The organism is Idiomarina sp. OXR-189, assembly GCF_034373425.1.
Lineage (GTDB): Bacteria > Pseudomonadota > Gammaproteobacteria > Enterobacterales > Alteromonadaceae > Idiomarina > Idiomarina zobellii.
Map to the genome: position 1 here is coordinate 2,082,331 of NZ_CP139706.1, position 22,125 is coordinate 2,104,455.

The following is a 22,125-nucleotide window of genomic DNA, read 5'->3' on the forward strand; positions in this document are numbered from 1 at the left end:
CGGATTACATTGAGCTGTATTTGTCGCGCAAGCGTTGGCGCACAAATTCAGCAATGGTGTTAAAGAAGAAGGTGAATATGAACAACACAAAGGCTGCCAGGAACAGAATGCGGTAATGCGAGCTGCCTACCTCTGACTCCGGCATTTCAACCGCAATGTTCGCCGACAAGGTGCGCATACCTTCAAATATGTTCCAGTCCATAATTGGCGTGTTACCCGTGGCCATGAGCACTATCATGGTTTCACCCACAGCACGACCAAGCCCCATCATCACTGCGGAGAAAATGCCCGGGCTGGCGGTCAGCAACACGACTTTGGTCAGGGTTTGCCACGGCGTAGCACCAAGAGCTAATGAACCGTTGGACAAGTGCTTGGGCACGCTAAATACCGCGTCTTCAGCAATGGAGAATATGGTTGGGATAACCGCAAAGCCCATTGCAATACCCACCACCAGCGAGTTACGTTGGTCGAAAGTAACGCCAAGTTCGTTAGTAATAAAGCGACGTGCATCACCGTCAAACATGACCTGCTCGACCCACGGACTGATTTCAAACGAGAACCAACCCACTGCCAGGACAACAGGAATTAACAGTAACGCGGCGCGGCCGTCGTTGACTTTGCTCTTAATTTGAGTCGGTAACTGGCTCCACAGGGCTGCCATAAGAATAATGGCCAAGGGCACCAGCAAGAGCACCGCCACAAACCCAGGCAAATAGGCCTCGACCAAGGGTGCTAACCAAAGGCCGGCAAGAAAACCAAGAATAACCGTAGGCAATGCTTCCATTATTTCGACGGTCGGTTTGACGTATCTGCGCACCGACGACGACATAAAGTAAGCCGTGTAAACCGCTGCCGCTAAACCAATAGGCACCGCGAATAACATGGCGTAAGCCGCTGCTTTTATAGTACCGAAAGAAATAGGCACCAGGCTGAATTTGGACTCAAAGTCGTCAGAGCCTGAAGTGGATTGCCAGGTATATTCCGGCTCTGGGTAACCTTCGTACCAGACTTCCTGCCACAAACCGCTCCAGCTGACTTCCGGGTGCTCATTGTCGACGTCGTACAAGCCATAACCTTCGGCTGTTTTCATCAGCAGATAGTTAGCGCGCGGGTCAACCATGACTGCTTGAACTTTAGCCTCGGCGGGCTTACCTCGATAGAGATCTGCCTCTGCCGTGGTATGAAAAATGTTCATGTCGCCGTTTTCAGACAAGGTGTAAAACGTACGGCGATAATATTCTACTTCAATTTCAGTGATCGGTGAGCCGGCGTCGAAGCTGCGAATGTACTGATACTGACGGCCATCGTCACCCGGCACTTCAAACCACTGTGAGACTTTACCTGTGTCATGGGTTAACAACACAGAAGACGCCCCGGCCAGCAGGTACATGCCGGTGGCATTACCCAGCTCGCGCGTGCGCATAGGCAGTAGTTCACGCTCGGTTACGTTACCACTAATGGAAATATCGAATACGTGCACGCGGTTGCCACGACGCGCAATGACTTGTCGTAAGTCCGGCGTGACAACAATGTCATCAATAGCGGTATTTAAAGGAATTTCAGTGTAGTTCGGCGTTAATGTGACGGCGCCGGTCATGAAGTTTTCTTCAGCAACAAAGTGCGTTATCAGTAAGGTGCTGTTTTCCACCGCTGCCGCGAACAGCATGCCGTCGCCGTCGGTTTCATAGGCGAGCTTTTCAAGGGCGCGACCGTTTTCATCGACAACCAGCGGCTGCCCGTCATTTTTCACCTCAAAGCGAGGCGTAATGACACGTTCAACTTTGTCTGTTGCAGCGGTTGCGGCGGTTTCCGGGAAAGTCACAGAAAACTTAGGTTCAACCACAACAGCTTCACCCGACTCTAACCCATAGGCGTACTGGTGGTTTACCGGTAAGGTTTTCGCAAAGCTGCTAACATTTTCCGGTTCGACAAAAGTTTCGCTTAGTAAAATATCGCCTGAGCGACGATCATTTTTGTCGATAAGGGAGAAAAACTGCAGTTCACCACTGCTTAAAAAGCGATAACCAATTTCGGCCTGCTCTTCCATACCTACGGCTTCGACCTGTCCCGATTCGGGCAGGTTAAAGCTGTTTACTTTTTTCAGGCTGACCGACTCGAATATCGGTTGCACCACATAAAGCAGGTAGAAGAAGATCAGAAGCAGTGCGACCAATACCATAACGCCGCCAGCCGTTACGCCATAACGTGCGAAACGGTCTTTGAACAATCGCATGCGATTGGCCGACAGCTGTTGGGCAGATTGTGTTGCCATTGTGACCTCGGACTCTAAAATGACTTCAAATTTAACTGAGTGATAGTGTAGTAAAGTTTTATGACAGTACTGTTACAGTACCGTCATATTTTCTTCACTAAACTGTCAAAATAGAAAAAAGCCGGCAGCTTCAAAGAACTACCGGCTTTGTTATGACGTAATTTTTTAGTGGCTAAGGCCTAGCTTTTTAAGCTCAGCGTCAACAACCTGCTTCGGCAAACCAATGTAGCCGTCTTTGTTCACTATGTCCTGACCTTGTTTCGACAGAATCATTTTCATGAACTCAGCTTCTGCTTTACCTAATGGTTTGTTCGGGTGCTTGTTCACGTATACGTAGAGGAAACGTGCCAGTGGGTATTTACCCGCTAACGCCTCTTCGCGTGACGCTTCAATAAAGTCGTCGCCGTCGCCTTTAGCAATAGGTACCGCTTTCACACCAGAAGTGACATAACCAATACCTGAGTAACCAATTGCGTTCAGTGACGTAGAGACTGACTGAACAACTGACGCTGAGCCAGGTTGCTCGTTTACGTTAGAGCGGAAGTCACCGTCACAAAGACCCACTTCTTTAAAGTAACCATAAGTACCTGACACCGAGTTGCGACCGTACAGCTGTAAGTCACGACTAGTCCAGTCGCCGTCTAAGTCCAGTTGTCCCCAGCGGTTCACTTGCTGGTTAGCACCGCATTTACGGGTTGACGAGAAAATAGCGTCAACTTCGGCAATCGATAAACCTTCGATTGGGTTATCTTTATGCACGAATACCGCTAACGCGTCGATAGCAACACGCACTGGTGTCGGCTTATAACCGTGGCGCTTTTCAAAAGCTTCGATTTCTTTTGACTTCATCGCGCGGCTCATAGGGCCGAAGCTTGAAGTGCCTTCGGTCAGTGCTGGTGGCGCAGTAGAAGAGCCCGCCGCCTGAATTTGGATGTTAACGCTTGGGTACATGCGCTTAAACTCTTCGCCCCAAAACGTCATCATGTTTGCCAGGGTGTCAGAGCCTACCGATGATAAGTTGCCTGATAAGCCGCTGACTTTTTCGTATTCTGGTAAGTCGTCGGTTGCTGCTGCCAGCGAGCTGAACATTAAAGTGCCCGCCGCTACTAAACCAGTTAATGTCTTGTTCAAAGTAGATTGAAACATGTTTTTCACCTCTATGGGTTTTGTCTAACTTCAGAAAGTCGTTCTTCGATAATGCGTAGTTTAAGAACGTTTTATGACAGCTTTATGACAATGTGAAAAATTTATGACTTAATTAATCCGTGCGGCAGTTGAAAAGCAAAGCGACTGCCTTTGCCCGGTGTACTGCTTATGTCCAGTTGTGCGTTATGGTGTTCGACAGCTTGCTTAACGATAGACAACCCTAGCCCGGTTCCGCCACTGGCGCTGTTTCGGTCTTCATCGATGCGATAAAAACGTTCAGTCAGTCTCGGCAAATGCTGCGCCGGTATGCCTTTACCATTATCGGTCACGCTGAATTCAACGCCGCCCGAGGTCTCTTTCCAGCACACCTCTATTTCGCCACCTTCCGGCGTGTAACGAATGGCGTTAGTAATCAGGTTCTGCATGGCACTGCGTAGTAACGATTCTTTGCCGTAAATATGGATGGGGTCGACATTAAACTGTAGCTTGTGTTGCTTCTGTTCGTTAAGGCGATGCGCTTCCGTTTGTAGCTGCTCCAGTAAAGCAGGCACATTCACTTCGTGGTCGAACACGTCGTCACTTGGAGTTTCCATGCGAGACAGAACCAGAAGTTGGTCAACCAGGTTGGCCATGCGATCACTTTGCGCGTTCATATTTTCGACCGCTTTTTTCAGCATAGCCGGCGGCGTTTGTTCCGGCTCTTCCAGCATTTCCAGGTACCCCTGCAACACCGTCAACGGCGTTTTTAACTCGTGCGACACGTTGGCAACGAACTCACGACGCATTGAGTCCAGACGTTTAACTTGGGTGACGTCACGCGCCACCAGTAAGAACTGGTCTTCACTGTACGGCATAATGCGAATTTCAATGTCGAGACTGTCACGCACAGGAGAAGGAATAGTGAGAGCATCATCAAACTGGCCTTTGCTGAGATACACCGAAAACTCCGGGTGACGAATAAGGTTAGACAGCCTTTGTCCGGCGTCGTCCGGCCAACGCAGGCCGAAGTAAAACTGTGCGAGTTTGTTGCTCCACAACAGCGCACCGTCTGCTCGAAAGACAATAGCTGCGTCCGGCAATGCTTCTGCCGCTTCCCGAAAACGTCTTAACAAGCGCGCCAGCGATTTACGGCGCTTTTGACTGCGGCGTTGCGAACGATAAATGCCGTCATAAATATAGGACCAGCTACCCGGCGCTGATGGCGGCATTAAGGTACGACTTTGCCATAACCATTTAATGAGCTTTTGCTGATAAAAATAATGCCAGCACACCAGGCCCAGCAGAGCAAACGTCAGCAGCGGCCAGAGAATATCGAACAGCCAGCCGACAAAAATAAATGGCAGCAGAAAAAGCGCCAGATTGCGCAGCGACTGCCAGTTTGAATAGTCTCTGTCCATATCAAGCAGACCCGCTGTTAACGACTCGAGAAACGATAACCGACTCCTCGCACGGTCTGTATTAACCGGTCGAAACCATGGTCAGCCAACGCTTTGCGTAAGCGACGAATGTGCACATCGACGGTTCTGTCTTCGACATAAACATTAGTGCCCCAAACGTGGTCTAGCAGTTGTTCACGGCTGTACACGCGCTCTGGGTGTGTCATAAAAAAGTGCAGTAGCTTGAATTCAGTTGGTCCCATGTCGACACTGTTGTCGCCAACCGAAATGCGGTGCGATACGGGGTCGAGCTTTAAGCCTTCAACTTCCAACGGCTCGTCTAACACCGTTGGCGCTACACGGCGGAATACAGCACGCATTCTTGCCATCAGCTCTTTGGGCGAGAATGGCTTGGTAATATAATCGTCAGCGCCGACTTCCAGACCTTTTATTTTGTCTTCTTCTTCGCCGCGGGCGGTCAACATTATAATAGGTATATTGCGGGTAAAGTCATCGCCTTTAATTTTTTTGGCCAGTTGAATACCTGAGCCGCCCGGCAGCATCCAGTCCAGCAGAACCATATCGGGATATGGCTCTGCAATTTTACTGACAGCGGCATCAAAATCATGAGCTTCGACTGCTTGATAGCCGTGTTGCTCCATAACAAAGCTCAACATCTCACGAATGGGTGCTTCATCTTCTACTATTAGAATTCTACGCGACATGTATTTAGTCCCTTATTGGATCAGTTGAGCCAATTATTACTAAAGAATATGACATTTTTATGACCAGCGACACATTGCTGTAAGATTTCTTTTGTTTATGATGATTTTGGGTCTGTTTGTCCAATATCGCTTCATTTATTGGACAAAAATACTGTGCAATGTCCAATAAATATGCTTTAATGGACATTAATATTGCATTAGCTGTCCAATAAAGTGAGTTTTATGACCATTCAAGCTGAATTAGAAGCTATACTTACATGTCTGGAAAGTATTGGACAGCCCTTGTCCATAGGTGCCTTGCAAAACCACCTAGCAGTCGACATGCCCAAAAAGACGCTACAGCGAAGGCTGAAAAAGCTGGTTGAACATGGACAAGTCATTGCTGACGGTGAGAAGAAAGCTCGTACTTATCGCCTGGCATCTTATGGTATTAGCAGTTCTGCAACAGAGCGTTCAGTTACGGAAAGCCTTGTACTAAATGAAAAAGGGAATGAATATAATCAACACCCCATTTTTTCTGCAGAGTCCTTGACCAAGTTAGCCTACCTGGACACGCCCCCCTATGGCCGAACTAAAAGTACTTACCAACGGCAGTTAGTCGAGCAATATACTCCTAACAAGACTTTTTACGTGCCGTTGTCTGTGCGCACTAAGCTTCACACAATGGGTAAGCGAGTTGACAAAGCGTTGGCTGCTGGGACTTATGCTAAAGAGATTGGACAAAAACTACTTATAGACTTGTCGTACAACTCAAGCCGTTTAGAGGGCAATACGTACTCTAAGCTCGACACTCAGAAACTGATAGAACAAGGGGTATCAGCAGAGGGTAAGGTTCATGAAGAAACCGTGATGATAATGAACCATAAGGAAGCCATCGAATTTCTGATTGAAAATGCAGAAGATATAACACTCAGCTCTTTTACCGTTCGAAACATTCATTACTTGTTGTCTCAAGACTTACTGGCGAATCCTAATGCGTGTGGAAGAGAGCGAGAGCTTGAAGTGACTATTGGGAAGTCGGCGTATACACCTCTCAGCAACCCTCACCAAATTAAAGAAGTATTAGCACGCGTGTTGTTAAAAGCCGAGCAAATTAGCGACCCTTTTGAACAAAGCTTTTTTCTGCTAGTGCATTTGTCTTACTTGCAGGCATTTGAAGATGTGAACAAACGAACAGCCCGGCTTACCTGTAACATTCCATTTATAAAGGGCAACTTATGCCCGTTAAGTTTTACTGATGTGCCGCAAGAGGACTACTTTAAGGCTCTGCTGTATTTTTATGAAACTAACGAAGTACAGCCAGCTTTGGAGCTATTTGAGTGGGCTTATAAAAAGTCTTGTGAACAGTATGATGTGGTAAAAGAGTCTTTGGGTGATATCGATGCCTACCGCATTAAATACCGAGCGGCCAGAAAAGAAGCGATGGGACTGGTCATAAGAAATGACATTAGCGGAGCAAAAATAAGTGCGTTTTTGAGCCGTTATTGCCATGACAACCAGATTGAGCAGCCAGACAAGTTTATTGCTATGACAATAGCCGACTTAGAGCAATTACATGAAGGCGCAATTATCGGCTTAGGTATTACCGAAGCCATGTTTAAAGCATGGAAACGGCGATAGCCGCTTCCTGTTTTACGCCAAAAATTGCATTAATTCGTAGGTTAACGGCAGTGTGATAAAGGCCAGTAGTATGCCGTAACCGACCATGGCTGCCGATAGCCGCGGCGCCAAACCCGCCATAATCGCAACGGCACCAGCCGTTATCATCGGCGGCATAGCCGCTTCAAAGACAGTAACTTGAATAAGTGTGCTGTCGAAGCCAAAACTGAAGAGCAGTAACATAGCGACCGCCGGCATTAGTACCAGTTTGGTTAACAAGCCAATGGCCAACGGTGTTTTACTGCCCTTGGGCAGACGAAACTTCAGCTGAAAGCCAACGGCTATCATAATGACCGGTACTAAGGTGACTGCTAATGACTCAATGAGGCGCTGGAAAACATCCGGGTAACTCAGGCTTTTGGTTAACAGCGCCAGCACCAAAGCGATAAACGGCGGGAAAGTAATAATTTTTTTAAAAACACCTGCCACGGTCGGCTTTTCGTCTTGGTCTTTATAAAGCGCAATAATAACGGTTGAGTAAATGGCCAACCCGAAGAACGAGCCAAACTGGTCATAGAGCAAACCATAGGCAATAGCGTCGCTGCCGTAGAAGGCTTCTATCATCGGAAAACCGAAGAAAGAAGTATTCCCTAAAGGAACACAAACTAACAGAGCGCCGACAATTTCTTTGCGCCAGTTCAGTGCCCTGCCAATAAGGAAGATAAACACGGCACTAAACGCCAGCAGCACCCAGGGAATAATAACCGGAATAAGTAAGTCAGCGGAAAATTCCAGACCTGGTACTTTGCTAAAAATAACGCCGGGTAACGCAGCATAAATAACGTATAAGTTAAGAACTTCGGCCGTGTTGTCGGGGCACTTCCCGGAGCGTTTTAGAATAAAACCAATAAGTAGGTAAAAGCCAAGTACCGCCAGGTTGGTCATATTAAGTACAGAGGTTGAGAATGACGCCTATAGTGTAGCCTGACCGAGGCGATCAGGCTACATTAGTCTGCTTTAGACGCTTACCAGGAAAAGTCGTGGCGAATGCCAACGGCGAAAAAGTCTTGCTCTGCGCCTGGTGTTGCACCACAGCCACGGCTTTCGTAGGTGGCAATGTCGCACTCACGACCGGTGTACCATGCGTAAACACGAGTGTCACCGGTGAAATGATAGTCAGCGCCGAACGAGAACGACGCATCGCTTTCACCGCTTTCGTCGACTGACTGATATTGGCCTTTCAATACCCAGTTATTAATTGGGTAAGTCGCGCTCAGCAAATAACCGTCGCCGTCTTCCAGGCCGTCGGTACTTTCAAACTGCTGAACAGCGGCACCTAATTTAAAGTCACCTAATTTGGTGTGCACACTGAGTTGCTCGGTGTCGTAACCGTCGACGTCACGGTCAACCGCAATGGCAGCGTAAAATGGTGTTTTCTTAAGTTTGTCGTCTCCGTACAACACCCCCATTGAAACGCCGTCATCTTCTGCGTCGTTTTCAGATGCAATGTAAGTCACACCAAAGGTGAAGTTGTTATAGGTTGGCGAGTAATAGGTTACCGTGTTGTCCGGGCGTTCCTCACCAACGAATAAGCTTTTTAGGTCTGCTTCGTAGTCTTTAAACGCGTCGATAGAGCCTTGCGAGTCCTTCAGGAAGGTATCGTAACGGCCAATCATGACTTCACCAAAGTTACCGCGCAGGCCAACAACTTGGTTACGATTAGTTACCGCATCTTTGTCGTCGCTGGAGTCTGCCAGATCAACGCCAAATTCAAGCTGATAAAATACCTCCAAGTCGCTCTTAAGCTCAGCCGCGCCTTTAAAACCGAAGCGCGACGCGTTACTGACTACTTCGGCTTCAGCACCGTCACCAGTGTCATTACTTTGTAAAGACACATTGGCACGACCATAAACGGTCAAGGTGCCATCATCGTTCGCAAATGCTGGAAACGTGGCACCTGCAATTAACAACGCAATTAAAGACTTTTTCATAGAACCCTCATTAACTCATTACTAAACTGCCTAATTCTTAACCGCATTATCGACACGATAAGAATTATTGCAGTTATTTTTCTGCCATGAGTCAATTCTATGTCTTTTTTGTTACATCTTTATGACAGCTATAAGTCAATTAACGAAGCCAACTGCTCCTTTTGTCGATATTGCGCTTTCGCGTACTTTAACCACTGCTTTGCAGCAGATGCTGTTTTTTCATATTCGCTTGCCTGTTCAAAGGCTTGTAGCGCCAGTTTGTAGTCTTCTAAATTTAACGCCGCCATTCCTTCTACTAAATGCAAATGTCCCGGGTTTGAAACCTGGCCTTTATTACGGCTTAGTTCAACGTACTTAATGGCTTGGTCATTATTGTTCAGGTTTAAATGCAGTTGTGCAATTTGCGCGGCAAAGTCGCCATGGTCGACCTGCTCTGACGCTTTCTCATAGGCCTGAATGGCTAATTCGTACTCTTTTGCCTGAGCGTAGGCTTGCGCCACAAACTTCAGGTTGTCTACGTTCGTTTCAACCGTTCCTTTTTGCATGGCGTTGCTTAATGTCTCAGCTGCTTTGAACGGCAGTTCATTAAAGTAGTACGCTTGTGCGAGCTGACGCCAGTCGCTGGCTTTTTCAATAAAACCCTGCTGATTCGCCGCTTCCAAAACCGCTAACTGCTTTTTGTCCTGCTCTAACTGCGCATAAACGCCTGCCAGTTGCAGCCAGTATTCCGGTTTACTGTAGTCTGTGACCAGGCGTTCCATGACTTTGGCAACTTGCTTCGGCTGCTGTAGTTCGTAGTGCAGTGCGCGCTTGAGAATTAACCAGTTTTCGTCGGGCGTTTTATTGTTGGCGTCGGCATTAGCAATGGCTTTATCAATGAGCGGCAGCGCTTTATTAAAGTCTCCCGACTGATAAAAGGCTTGCGCTTTTAATACCCAGGCTTTGCCCAATTCGTCTTGTTCAGCCAACGCTTCCCAGCGCCCCAGAAATTCTACAGAGCGTTGATACTGACCTTCGCTTAACGCCAGCTGAGCCAGGCTGAACAAGGTACTTTTTTTGAGCGACTCGGGAATTGGCGACTCATTCACGACTTTTTCAAAATAGTTAATGGCCTGGCTTATTTGGTCCTGCTCGTAATACATAAAACCATAGAAGTTCCAGAGCATGGCGCGTTCATAACTGTTCATACTGTCGGCTTTACCTTCAATGTCTGACAGTATGCTGAGCCCTTGCTGAACATTACCGCTGTCGGCTTGTTCCTGCGCCCGTGCCAGCTGACCATATACTTTTTCGCGCAGTGCTGGCACACGTTCTGTCTGTTGTGCAAGCACTGGCTGCGTTAACGCTATCCAGCCACTTAAGGCGGCAATAACCACAAATTTCATATTCATAAGTCACCCAATCAGTTCATTTCGAAGGTCATGCGGTTTCTGACTCCGTCCACTTCTACCGCTTCGCCGTCAATGACCCGTGGTTTGTATTTAAACTTCAGTACCGCATCCATGGCGGCCTGATCAAAAATGCCTTCCGGCTCTGCCTGGACAACGACAGGATCACGCACCGAGCCTTGTTTGGTCACAGTAAATTCCACCACCACATAACCTTCAATACCACGCTGTAACGCACGCCGAGGGTAAGCCGCCTGCACTTTCACAATAGGCAGATACTCGCCGTCGCTGGCTTGCAGTGACATGCCATTGCCAATGTCGGCACCGGCATCCATACCGGCCGAGAAGTCGTAACCTGAGCCGCTATCCGCATCAGCAATGTCGTTATCCATTTGTGGTTGCGGCAAATCTTCAGGCGGCTGTTCAGGCTCTGGGGGACGCTCAGGCTTACGCTCCTTTTCCTGCACTTCTTCAGGCTCTGGTGTACGCACAAAGTCCAGCACACTGCCTCGCGGCGGCTCGCTCATTGCCCCTTCGCCACCGCTTATTAACGACTGCATCAAGTAAAACAGTCCAATAGTGACAAACGCGGCGACCAATAATGCTGCCAAAAGTCTCATTGCGGGTTACTCTTCGTCAGTTGCAACAGATACGTCATACACACCAGCGGCTCGCGCTGCGTCCATTACTTTAATCAGGACACGTGTGTTCGACTCTTCGTCGGCCTGAATCACCACAGAGCCTTGCGGATTCTCCGCATACAAGCGTTCGATGTTAGCCTGCACTGCACGCACATCCACCTGACGTTTGTTTATCCAAATTTCATTGTTGTCACTAATAGCAACCAGTATGTTGGCACGGTTCTTCTGCACCGCCGTTGCTGCGTCAGGGCGGTTTACATCGATACCCGCTTCTTTGACAAAAGACGCGGTAACAATGAAGAAAATCAGCATAATGAACACCACATCCAGCATGGGCGTCATGTCGATGTTGCTCTCTTCTTCTTCAATTAAGTTGGCAAAATGCTGTTTCATAGTTGTTTCCTCAGCCTCACCTTAGTGACGCTCTAAAAGTATTTTGTCTTCCAGCTTCATGCGCTCGCGACGGGTGGTGCGCTGTAACCAGGTGGCGGCGAATACGCCGGACAGTGCGCCAACCATGCCCGCCATTGTCGGGATAGTGGCTTTTGACACCCCCGATGCCATAGAGCGGGCGCTGCCGGTACCAGTTACTGCCATAACGTCGAACACTTCAATCATGCCGGTAACGGTACCCATAAGACCCAACAACGGGCATAACGCGACTAAGGCTTTTATCACTGGTAAGTTACCGCCCAGAGCCAACCCGACGCGTGAGATCATTGCCTGACGAATTTGCTCTGCGTTCCAGGATGACTTGTCTTCACGTTGCTGCCAGCGCTTAAGCGTGTCTTTAACACGCGCACGATGCCCTTTCAGGTAGTAAAAAATGCGCTCGAGAATCATTAACCACATACTAAAAATGAGGATTCCGATGACCAGCAGGACTTGCCCGCCAGCCTCAATGAAATCTCTAATCGCATTATTAAACTCGATGAGAAATAACACGGTTACTCTCCTCGCTCTGAGCGCTCCGCAATAATGCCGGACGCCTGCTCCTGCAATATGTGAATCAGGTTTTTACTGCGAGTGTGTAAGGTGGCAAACAATAAGGTCATGGGTATTGCGACCACCAAGCCGAGTACGGTTGTGACCAGGGCTTGAGAAATACCACCTGCCATCAGTTTCGGGTCACCCGTACCGAATAGTGTTATCGCCTGGAAGGTATTGATCATGCCTGTCACGGTACCCAACAGACCCATCAACGGTGCGACCACAGAAATGATTTTTATGAACGTCAGGTTGCGTGTAATTTTAGGAACTTCGCGCAAGATACCTTCACTGAGCTTCAACTCCAGCGTTTCGGTGTCGGCTTGCGGATACTTGTCCTTAATAAGCATGACTCGACCCAGCGGGTTGTCCTGACTTGGCTTGTCTTTCTTAAGCTGACGTTTCACTTTGTTGCCCAGTAGCATCAGTGACACAAAGCGCTCTAACGCAAACAGCAAGCCAATAGCACCCAAAGCAAGAATGATGTAACCCACGGTACCGCCTTGGTCGATACGCTCACCTAAGCTTGGTGCCTGAACTAATAAACCAAGAATTGAGCCGCCTGTTGGGTCAACGCCGAATGTGACAATGCCACTGTCGGTTTGCTGGATATTTTCAGCAGTGTCCAGATAGCGACCTGAGGGTTGGCGTACCAGCTCAGCAACAGATCCGGTTGAGCTCATGCGCTCTAAATACTTGCCATTTGAAACCAGGTTAAAAGCACCAACACGAACGACTTCTTGTTCAGCTTTGTCGCCGTTGGCTGCTGTCACCTCAGTCGTGAATTCAGCGACTTTACCCGATTCGGTCATTTCCTCTTGCAGGGCAAACCAGACACTTTCAATGTCTTCAATAGACGCCAGTTTAGACGACGAGCTCATGTTTTCTGCTAGCTCCTCAAGCGCATCTGAACGGCCTGGGTACTGCGCTGAAATAACCGAGTTGTCGAACTTGCCTGAAGCATCATTAGCAACCTGCTGCAGCACACCAAACAGCTCTTTGAGTGAGCCCATGCGCTGAGTCAGAGTGTCGCTTAAGTTGCCTAAATCGACTTCGTTCTGTTCAAAATCAGTTTCCAGTTGCTCGGCGCGTTGCTCCAATTGGTTTCTTTGAGCAATTGCGTCTTCGAGCATGGCTTTTTGCTCTTGCTCTTTTTCGCGGAAACGCTGCTCGCGTTGCTTATTACTCTCTGACTGCGAGAACTTACCCTGCTCCAACTGCTGTAACAGCTGGTCTAAGTTAATTGGGTCTTGCGGCAGCGGCGCGGCGAGTGCAGCGCTTGAGGTCGCTGCCAGCGCAATAACTGAGAACCACTGAACAATTCGTTGTGTTAATTTCATTGGTGCGACTCCTTATTGGCCAGCGGCGCTGTTTGTGGCGGCTTTGTTAGCAAAAACGGGCATCATCAGCATGTCCGGTGCTAACTGTTTTCGGGCTATGCGGATAGCTTCTTCAACGGCTGGTAAGTGCTTACTATCAAGTTCTTGCCAGTTGCGTTCCTGCTGATTCCAGATACCCAGGTGCTGACCGTCGCGGGTTTTATAAATAAGCGCTACCCGACCAATGCGCAGGAAAGTGACGTCTTGCTGTTGGCCGTTAATTTCATGCTCTGCCGTGTAGGCTTCAATGTTGCGGCCGTAGTCTGCTTCTATTTGATAAGCTTCCATAACACGGCGGAACTTTTCAGAAACGTCGACGTTGGCGCGCTCCATCAGGTCGTTTAATTGCACTAAACGCTCGTTACGCTCGGTTTCAAGGAACGGAACGTCCAGTTCAACAAAAGACTCGAGCGAGTCGATCATGCGTAACATCAGCGGAGTAATTTGACGCTCGACATAACTGACCTTGTCTATTGAGTCATTGATGTCTTGCTTTTCCTCTTGTTGGTTACCAATTTGCTGCTCAAGCTGTGCGGTATACACTTTTAAACCATCAATTTCCTTCATGATGCGTTTATACTGTTGCAAACGCTCTTGCATGTTGTCTGAAATTTGGTCAATGGTCAGTTGTGACTGACGCGCGGACTGGTTAATTGAAGAGGCTTCTTCAACAACAGGCTCAAGTTTGTCCTGCTCTTGTATTGGAGCTGCGTACGCCGCAGTTGTCAGCGCTGGTAAAAAAAGCGCAGAGCTTAAAACGAAAGCGCCAGCGGAGGTAATGAACTTCATAAGTTATGACCCTTGTGAATTAATTTGTGGCAACTTTAGTGAGTTTTAGTGACAGCTTAATGACCAAAATGTGTCAGTTTTATGTCAATTGCTTAGGGCTGGGCGCTTTGCTTTATTGCGTTATGGGTAGCAATGATTTAGTTTAAGGTCATATTGACAAAAAATTTACACACACCTCTTTTATATGGCCATCAAAAGTATTTCATCATCGCTGCTGACACGGGTTCTGTCCGTTTACTTTGTGCTGACGCTTATTGTCACTGCAGTACAAATTGGTGCGGAATACTTTGATACCAAGCGCATACTGATTGCCGAGCTGCAAAACCAGCAACGAACCTTTAATGGGTCTTTGACGCGCTCACTTTGGGAATTTAATAGTGACCAAATTGACAGCATCGCCGACGGCCTTATTGGCATTCCGGCTATTGCCGGAGTATTGATTCGCGACGACGCCGGTAATATTTTGGTTCAGTTGGGTGAAACCTCAGAAATATCTGACTTGCCCGAAGAAGCCAGTGAAGGAATTCTGCTTCCTGAGCGTAACGGTATTTTTGGCTACCACAACTCGCTCATTTTCGAGTTTTCCGGGCATTCCACCAAGGTCGGCGACGTTAGCCTGTTTTCAACGCGAGACATAGCCATAGACCGCATTAAAGTCAGTTTGGGCTTTATTATTGGTAACGCGCTTATAAAGAGTACCTTTTTAATTATTCTGTTTACGGTCGCATTCAGCCGCATGTTGAGCCGCCCGCTCAATGACTTAACTCAGCAAATTAAGAGCTTCCGCCTGGATAACCTCGAGCGCTCCCGCATTCGCTTAAAAGACCAACACAATAACGAGTTGGTACTTATTGAGCAGGCGTATAATCAGTTACTCGATAACATTGAAGAATATCAGGCTGACCTGGAACGCACACAGAATAAACTGAAAGCGGCAAACCGACAGCTGGATGAACAAAATGCGATTTTAGAGCAGGAGGTGGCCCGCAAAACCTCTCGCCTCAGCCAGGTGATGCTGGATCTTGAACAGCGCAAAAACGAACTGGAAATGCGACAGGAAAAACTCGAAAAAGAGATTAGCCAGCGTCGTGCTATGGAAAACACGCTGCGTCAGTCTAACCAGCGGCTTGAGTCGTCGTTGAACCACTTACGCGAAACTCAGCAGCAACTTATTGAGTCGGAAAAAATGGCGTCGTTAGGTGGACTTGTTGCCGGTATTACTCACGATGTGAATACACCAATAGGCATTAGTGTGACTGCGGCTTCTTACCTGCGAGAAAAACTGGATTCGCTGGATTCGGCTTTGACCAGTAAAGAGCTGACACAGCAACAACTACAAAAGTTTATAGAAGAAGGCAGAGAAAGCCTCAGCTTACTGGATAACAACCTGCATCGAGCCTCTGATCTTATCAGTAGCTTTAAGCAGGTAGCGGTCGACCAGGCGTCTGACGCCATTCGCGATATAAATGTGAAACGCTACATAGAAGAGCTGATTCAGTCGCTGCAACCGCACTTAAAGAAAACCAAGCATAAAATAGAATTGAACTGTGCCGACGATTTATTTATTCGTTGCCCGGCGGGTGCGCTGTCGCAAATATTTACCAATTTAATTTTAAACTCATTACGTCATGCCTTCGACGGCATTGAGCAAGGTACCATGATCATTGATATTGAGCTGCGCGACAGCGAGCTTCATGTTGTTTATAAAGACGACGGCAATGGTCTTTCAGAAGACGCTTTAACCAAGCTCTTTAACCCATTTTTCACCACTAAGCTCAATGACGGTGGCAGTGGTTTGGGAACTCACATTGTACGTAACCTGGTTACCCAAACCCTGCAGGGCGATATTGACGCCACCAGTCAACCGGGTGAAGGGCTGACTTACACCTTTTCATTTCCTGTACAGGTTTTAAACTGACACAGACGCCGTTAGTCGATACAATTCAGGGTTTCTAATGCCGGACAGGAACCCTTATTTATGTGGTTTAAAAACCTTCGCTTTTATCATTTCAGTGAAAACTTCTCGTTGCCCGAAAACTTTGAAGAGCAGCTAGCGGAGCATAGTTTTCATCCGTGCTCTCGCACTGAGCAAAGCAGTTTTGGCTGGTTCTCTCCCTTTGGCCCAGACAACGAGACGTTAACCCATAGCGTCGGTAACTGCTGGTTACTCTGCGCTAAGCGAGAAGAAAAAGTGCTTCCCAGCACGGTTGTTAATGCTCAACTCGATGAAAAAGTCCGTCAGATTAGTGAAGCCGAAGGCCGCTCTGTGCCGCGCAAAGAAAAACAAAACTTAAAAGAAGACTTAATTCATCAGTTATTGCCACAGGCGTTTAGCCGTTTTCGCTTAAGCTGGGGCTACATTGATTTAGACCGTCAATTTATTGCGGTTGACGAGTCGGCGGCGAATAAAGCAGAAGATTTTCTTGGTTTATTGCGTGGCTCAGTGGGGTCTTTACCTGTCAGACCTTTCAGCCCGTCTGAGGCAGTTGAAGTGTACTTGACCGACTGGCTACAAAAACAAGACATTCCTGCCCCCTTTGAACTGGGCGACGAAGCAGAGCTGCGTTCACCTCAGGCCGACGGTGGCATCATTCGCTGTAAGCAAGAAGACCTGACTCGTGACGACATTCAGGCTCATTTAACTGCCGGTAAGCAAGTGACTCGGTTAGGTTTGGTGTGGCAGGAAAACTTGGAGTTTATTCTTGAAGCCGATATGGCACTAAAACGTGTTAAGCCAACCGACGTACTACTGGACGCAAAAGATGATTTGGTAGACCCAACCCCGGAAGAGAAAGTGGATGCCGATTTTGCACTAATTAGCGGCGAAGCCGGGCAGCTATTTGATGATTTGAAAAAGGCGTTTGAGTAACGCGAGTTAGCCAAATAAGTCCAGCACCTGGTGGTAAGACTCTTGAGTCGAGTCTTGCTGCCAGAAGTCCGCGCTTTCAATAACCCCTCTTACTTCATACTCCACCACGGTCACGTTCTGTCTTTCGCCTGAATTATTTCCGGTTAAAAGGCTCGCTAAATGCACAATGTCGCAATAGTTAACGGTAATGGCGTCGTCGAGGTTGGTACGTCCTTTATCGTAATGTAGTGGCACCTGCACCAAGTTTGGTGTGAACTGCCAGTATTTCAAAATATTGGTGCCTAGCGGCGAACTTAGCTGTGAAATACATTCGTTAATAAACGTTGGGTTTGCAAAGCTGTCCTCGAATTCACTGGCCATTCTTAGAATAGGTGTTACCCCTATTCTGGATACCATGCCTGCCAGCAGAGAGACGTCCTGATGCAGCCGGTGCCCTATTCCGCGGCGTTGGAGGTCTTTCGTAATAACCACCGACGCTGCTGCAATTTGCCGACTTTCCTTAATGTATTGCTCTGAGAACATCTTCACAATGTCGTTGTCGGGTTTAAACACCTGCTCCATTGCCATTGCAAAAGCCAGCGTGCGAATTCGACGCATGCCAATACGTGTTAACGCCTGCATCAGGCTTTCTGCCTTGTTTCGGCCCCCCAGATAGGCACTGTTTGCCAGTCGTATTAACCGGGCTGACAATACCGCATCTTGCTGAATGATATGCGCAAGGTCATGCAAATTACAGTCAGGATCGAGCGTGGCGTTACGCACTTGCTCCGCCGTTTTCGGTAGCCCCGGCAAGGTAAGTTCGTCACGCTGCAACCGTTCATCAATGAGTAAATAAAGCGCATTCTGCGATGCCATTGAGAGATCCTTTTTTATGGTTATTCTATTGCTTCTAGTCAGGCATAGCAGTAGATTAACAGAACTTTCCAACAACTCAATTTGACAAAAGTATCATTATGAAAAAATCAGCCTTTTTTATTGCGCCGCTGGCGCTTGCTATAGCCGCCTGCGGTCAACAAACAACCACTGAAAGTACCGAAACCGCAGCCCCTGAGAGCTACCAATTGGTTGAAGGAAAAGAGCATAGACTCGATATTTACACGCCATATGAATTGACCAGTGACCTATCGCACTTGTCCAGCGACCAGAAGAAAATGATCGGCTTACTGATTGATGCGTCGAAAATAATGGATGATCTGTTCTGGCAGCAAGCTTTCCCGGGCAGCAAAGACGAGCTGCTGGCTAAAGTTGAAAAGCGGGCTAAAGAATTCACAGTGATTAACTATGGCCCGTGGGATCGCCTTAACAACAACCAACCCTTTTTAACCGGCTTTGACGATAAGCCTGAAGGCGCTAACTTCTACCCGGAAGATATGACCAAAACCGAGTTTGAAAATGCAGAGCTTGCTGACAAAGACAGCCTTTATACATTATTGCGTCGTGATGAAAACGGCGACTTAATGACGGTTCCTTACTCTGAAGCGTTTAATGATTCACTGACTGAAGCGGCGGAGTTACTGCGTCAAGCCGCTGAACTTGCGGAAAGCGAAGACTTTGCGAAGTATTTGCGCCTGCGCGCCGAGGCGTTTTTAAGCAACGAGTATCAGCCGTCTGATATGGCCTGGATGGAGATGACCGACAACGATGTTGATGTGGTTATTGGCCCTATCGAAAACTACGAAGACCATTTATACGGCTACAAAACCGCGTTTGAGTCTTACGTATTGATTAAAGACAAAGCATGGAGCAAGCGCTTAGCGAAATACGCTGAATACCTGCCCGAATTGCAACGTGGCCTGCCAGTTGAAGACGCTTATAAAGCAGAAATGCCGGGCGCCAATGCCCAGTTGAACGCTTACGATGCAGTCTACTATGCGGGGCACTCAAACGCCGGCAGCAAAACTATTGCGATAAACCTGCCTAACGACGAAGAAGTTCAGCTAGAAAAAGGCACCCGCCGCTTACAGCTGAAAAACGCCATGCAGGCTAAGTTCGATAAAATTCTGGTACCTATTGCCGAGCAGTTAATTGTACCGGAGCAGCGCGAAAACATTACGTTTAATGCGTTCTTCGCCAATACCATGTTCCATGAAGTGGCACACGGCCTGGGTATTAAAAACACACTGAATGACAAAGGTACCGTGCGTTCGGCATTGAAAGAACACGCTTCAGCACTGGAAGAAGGTAAAGCCGATATTCTGGGGCTTTACATGGTGACTCAGCTGTTTGAACAAGGCGTTTTAGCTGAAGGTGAACTGGAAGACTATTACACCACCTTTATGGCCAGTATTTTCCGTTCAGTGCGCTTTGGTGCATCCAGTGCCCACGGCAAAGCCAACATGATTCGTTTCAACTACTTTGCCGATGCAGGTGCCTTCAAGCGCAATGAAAAAGGCCAATACGCCATTGATATGGACAAAATGCGTGCCGCCATGAATAGCTTGTCTCGTAAAATCCTGACCCTGCAAGGCGACGGTGACTACAACGGTGTGGCTGAACTGGTTGCAACCTTAGGCGTTGTCAGCCCACAGCTCAAAGCCGACCTCGACAAACTCGCCGACGCCGGCATCCCGGTTGACGTCACCTTCAAACAAGGCAAAGACGTGCTGGGGCTTTAGCTGTGAGAGTGGGGCTGAAACCACGAGCGCTGAGGTTTCAGGAGCTACTGCGGAGGACGCCCGTGAATACATCCCTGTAGGGCTTGGGCAGCGCCATCCATGGCGCTGCACACCTCCTCAGTAGCTCCCGAAACCATTGGGCGCACTCATGGTCCATTCCCCCACACGACCAATGGTAGATAGGGCCGGTTGCTCACTTGTAAGCGTTACGAGTGTTGAACCTCCTGTGGCGGAGTGTCGAAGGCCAAGGATGGCCTTCGTCAAGCGTTCATGGATGAACTCGTAGCGTCTCCGCCACAGGAGGTTCAATGCTCAAGCGAAACAAGTGATAACCGGCCCTCCTCCCAGCTTGGCTATTGCGCAGTCAATATATTCGGTATAACATATATATGGAATATCGAATATATGGTGTTACCTGATGACGAAAGTTTTGTTTCTATGTACGGCGAATTCTGCGCGGTCTTTGATGGCGGAGGCTATTTTTCGGCAGTTTGCTGGTGATGACTTTGAGGTTGCCAGTGCGGGTACTGAGCCGACAAAACCTGAGCCGGGTGCTTTAGCGGCATTAGAGCACTTGGGTGTTGAAACTGATGGGCTGCATTCAAAAGCGCTTGCTGATATTGATCTCAATAGCTTTGATTACGTGATAAGCCTGTGTGATCGGGCTCGCACTGAGTGCCAAGCTTTGTGCGGTGATCAGCACTTCATTGCCTGGGACTTCCCCGACCCGGTGACCAGCAAAAAAGCGGATGCTTTTAAGAAAACGGCGCATGAATTAAGCGAGCGTATAAAGATGCTGTTGCTTATTTTACGCAAGAAAAGTGACCGTCCGCAGCTGTTTGATGCACCTCATGAGTTCTTCAAAATTATGGCTGACCCCCTGCGCCTGAAAATGATTCTAATGCTGCAACACCATGGTGAGTTATGTGTTTGCCAATTCGTGGACGCGACTGGTATGTCACAGCCAAAAGTGTCGCGGCATTTGGCGCAACTGCGCGAATACGGCTTATTAGCCGACCGTAAAGATCAGCGCTGGGTGTATTATCGAATTAATCCCGCCCTACAGGACTGGATGGCGACTATGATTAAAACCACGGCGGCTTATCACGCGTCGTTAATTCCTCAACAGGTCAAGGATGTCGATAATGGGTGTGTTTGAACGGTTTTTATCGGTTTGGGTGGCGTTGGCGATTATTGCAGGAACCTTACTGGGCAATGTCTTCCCGGCAATTTTCGAAGTGCTGTCAGGTATTGAGTTTGCGCAGGTTAACCTGATTATAGCGGTACTGATATGGCTGATGATTTATCCGGTGATGGTGCAGGTAAACTTCGAATCTATTACCCAAATTGCTAAAGAGCCGAAAGGGCTTATTTTAACGGTCGTTATTAATTGGCTTATTAAGCCATTTACAATGGCGTTCGTGGGTTGGCTGTTTTTCAAAGGCGTATTTGCTGATTTCATTCAGCCCGAAACTGCTAACGAGTACCTGGCCGGGGTCATTCTACTCGGTGTTGCGCCGTGTACGGCTATGGTTTTTATATGGAGTCAGCTGACCAAAGGCGATGCCAGCTATACGCTGGTACAGGTGTCGGTCAACGACGTCATTATGATTTTTGCCTTCGCCCCCATTGCCGCTCTGCTGCTGGGTATCACCGATATTATTGTGCCCTGGCAAACCTTGCTGATAAGTGTTGGCCTATACGTCGTGGCACCGCTTATTGCCGGGCTGTTAACGCGCCAGCGGCTAAAGAGCAAAGCAACATCGCGACAGCATAATGTCGAGCCCGCACTGAAAGCCTTTGATACGCGCATGAAGCCCTGGTCTATTATCGGGCTATTGCTAACGGTCGTACTGCTGTTCGGCTTTCAAGCGGAAGTTCTGCTTACACGTCCATTGGACATTGCCATGATAGCAACGCCATTGCTGATACAAACCTACGGCATTTTTGCTATCACTTTTATTATCGCGTTGTTGATTAACTTGCCTTATAGAATTGCGGCTCCGGCCTGCTTGATTGGTACCTCAAACTTTTTCGAACTAGCAGTGGCTGTGGCTATCAGTCTATTTGGCTTGCAGTCCGGCGCAGCGTTAGCCACGGTTGTTGGTGTACTGGTTGAAGTTCCGGTAATGCTCTCTTTAGTGTGGTTCGCGAATAAGACGAAACACTGGTTTAAATCATGAATGCTAAAACCCTTTAGATATAGAAGGGGGAGTTTGTTGTCTTGTAAGCGTTATGAGTGTTGAAGCTCCTGTGGTGGAGTGTCGAAGGCCAAGGATGGCCTTCGTCAAGCGTTCATGGATGAACTCGTAACGTCTCCGCCACAGGAGGTTCAATGCTCAAGCGAA

General features: G+C 48.1%; 19 protein-coding genes. 6 read left to right on the forward strand and 13 right to left on the reverse strand.

The features are described from left to right. Positions 1–4: 4 nt before the first annotated feature. From UM402_RS10295 to phoB, 4 genes are all read right to left on the reverse strand, one after another. Positions 5–2,272 (reverse strand): ABC transporter permease subunit, encoded by a 2,268-nt coding sequence (locus UM402_RS10295; protein ID WP_058576222.1) that lies wholly within the window; start codon positions 2,270–2,272, stop codon positions 5–7. 165 nt (positions 2,273–2,437) lie between these two features. Then, positions 2,438–3,361: a PstS family phosphate ABC transporter substrate-binding protein gene (locus tag UM402_RS10300; RefSeq protein WP_058576275.1), complete on the reverse strand. Its 924-nt coding sequence runs from the start codon at positions 3,359–3,361 to the stop codon at positions 2,438–2,440. A 158-nt stretch (positions 3,362–3,519) separates the two neighbouring features. Then, positions 3,520–4,815 (reverse strand): phosphate regulon sensor histidine kinase PhoR, encoded by a 1,296-nt coding sequence (gene phoR / locus UM402_RS10305; protein ID WP_058576221.1) that lies wholly within the window; start codon positions 4,813–4,815, stop codon positions 3,520–3,522. Between the two features lie 17 nt (positions 4,816–4,832). Further along, positions 4,833–5,519, reverse strand: a complete 687-nt coding sequence (phoB, locus tag UM402_RS10310) for a phosphate regulon transcriptional regulator PhoB (protein ID WP_058576220.1) — start codon at positions 5,517–5,519, stop codon at positions 4,833–4,835. A gap of 222 nt (positions 5,520–5,741) precedes the next feature. Here phoB and UM402_RS10315 point away from each other — a divergent pair, with 222 nt between their 5' ends. Beyond that, positions 5,742–7,139 carry a Fic family protein gene (locus UM402_RS10315; protein WP_058576219.1) on the forward strand — a complete coding sequence of 466 codons (1,398 nt, stop codon included), beginning with the start codon at positions 5,742–5,744 and terminating at the stop codon, positions 7,137–7,139. A 12-nt stretch (positions 7,140–7,151) separates the two neighbouring features. Here UM402_RS10315 and UM402_RS10320 read toward each other — a convergent pair whose 3' ends face one another. From UM402_RS10320 to UM402_RS10355, 8 genes are all read right to left on the reverse strand, one after another. After that, positions 7,152–8,063, reverse strand: coding sequence for an AEC family transporter (locus UM402_RS10320; RefSeq protein ID WP_058576218.1), 912 nt, complete (start codon positions 8,061–8,063; stop codon positions 7,152–7,154). Positions 8,064–8,143: 80 nt separating this feature from the next. Continuing rightward, a complete protein-coding gene (locus UM402_RS10325; protein WP_058576217.1) occupies positions 8,144–9,109 on the reverse strand; it encodes a porin in 966 nt (321 codons plus the stop codon). A 128-nt stretch (positions 9,110–9,237) separates the two neighbouring features. Next, positions 9,238–10,500: a tetratricopeptide repeat protein gene (locus UM402_RS10330; protein WP_058576216.1), complete on the reverse strand. Its 1,263-nt coding sequence runs from the start codon at positions 10,498–10,500 to the stop codon at positions 9,238–9,240. Between the two features lie 11 nt (positions 10,501–10,511). Then, a complete protein-coding gene (locus tag UM402_RS10335; protein WP_053953733.1) occupies positions 10,512–11,117 on the reverse strand; it encodes an energy transducer TonB in 606 nt (201 codons plus the stop codon). Positions 11,118–11,123: 6 nt separating this feature from the next. Further along, complete coding sequence (locus UM402_RS10340; RefSeq protein WP_053953732.1) at positions 11,124–11,531, reverse strand: ExbD/TolR family protein; 408 nt, start codon at positions 11,529–11,531, stop codon at positions 11,124–11,126. A 21-nt stretch (positions 11,532–11,552) separates the two neighbouring features. Beyond that, a complete protein-coding gene (locus tag UM402_RS10345; protein WP_058576215.1) occupies positions 11,553–12,083 on the reverse strand; it encodes a MotA/TolQ/ExbB proton channel family protein in 531 nt (176 codons plus the stop codon). Between the two features lie 2 nt (positions 12,084–12,085). Further along, positions 12,086–13,465, reverse strand: a complete 1,380-nt coding sequence (locus tag UM402_RS10350; RefSeq protein ID WP_058576214.1) for a MotA/TolQ/ExbB proton channel family protein — start codon at positions 13,463–13,465, stop codon at positions 12,086–12,088. Between the two features lie 12 nt (positions 13,466–13,477). Next, a complete protein-coding gene (locus tag UM402_RS10355) occupies positions 13,478–14,293 on the reverse strand; it encodes a DUF3450 domain-containing protein (protein WP_058576213.1) in 816 nt (271 codons plus the stop codon). Positions 14,294–14,477: 184 nt separating this feature from the next. On the opposite strand from UM402_RS10355, the gene UM402_RS10360 reads away from it, so the two are divergent. Both UM402_RS10360 and rdgC read left to right on the forward strand, forming a co-directional pair. Further along, the gene (locus UM402_RS10360) at positions 14,478–16,211 is read left to right on the forward strand and encodes a sensor histidine kinase (protein WP_058576212.1); all 1,734 of its coding nucleotides are present in this window, start codon (positions 14,478–14,480) and stop codon (positions 16,209–16,211) included. A 60-nt stretch (positions 16,212–16,271) separates the two neighbouring features. Beyond that, positions 16,272–17,162: a recombination-associated protein RdgC gene (gene rdgC, locus UM402_RS10365; RefSeq protein WP_053953727.1), complete on the forward strand. Its 891-nt coding sequence runs from the start codon at positions 16,272–16,274 to the stop codon at positions 17,160–17,162. 6 nt (positions 17,163–17,168) lie between these two features. On the opposite strand, the gene UM402_RS10370 is transcribed toward rdgC, so the two are convergent. Further along, a complete protein-coding gene (locus UM402_RS10370; protein ID WP_058576211.1) occupies positions 17,169–18,017 on the reverse strand; it encodes an HDOD domain-containing protein in 849 nt (282 codons plus the stop codon). A 98-nt stretch (positions 18,018–18,115) separates the two neighbouring features. Here UM402_RS10370 and UM402_RS10375 point away from each other — a divergent pair, with 98 nt between their 5' ends. The 3 genes from UM402_RS10375 (at position 18,116) to arsB (ending at position 21,960) form a co-directional block, all read left to right on the forward strand. Next, positions 18,116–19,777, forward strand: coding sequence for a dipeptidyl-peptidase 3 family protein (locus UM402_RS10375; protein WP_058576210.1), 1,662 nt, complete (start codon positions 18,116–18,118; stop codon positions 19,775–19,777). 418 nt (positions 19,778–20,195) lie between these two features. After that, on the forward strand, positions 20,196–20,936 hold the full coding sequence (locus tag UM402_RS10380; protein WP_053953724.1) for a metalloregulator ArsR/SmtB family transcription factor: 741 nt from the start codon (positions 20,196–20,198) through the stop codon (positions 20,934–20,936). Then, on the forward strand, positions 20,923–21,960 hold the full coding sequence (gene arsB / locus UM402_RS10385; protein WP_058576209.1) for an ACR3 family arsenite efflux transporter: 1,038 nt from the start codon (positions 20,923–20,925) through the stop codon (positions 21,958–21,960). The genes UM402_RS10380 and arsB overlap by 14 nt, the downstream gene beginning before the upstream one ends. Positions 21,961–22,125 lie beyond the last annotated feature (165 nt).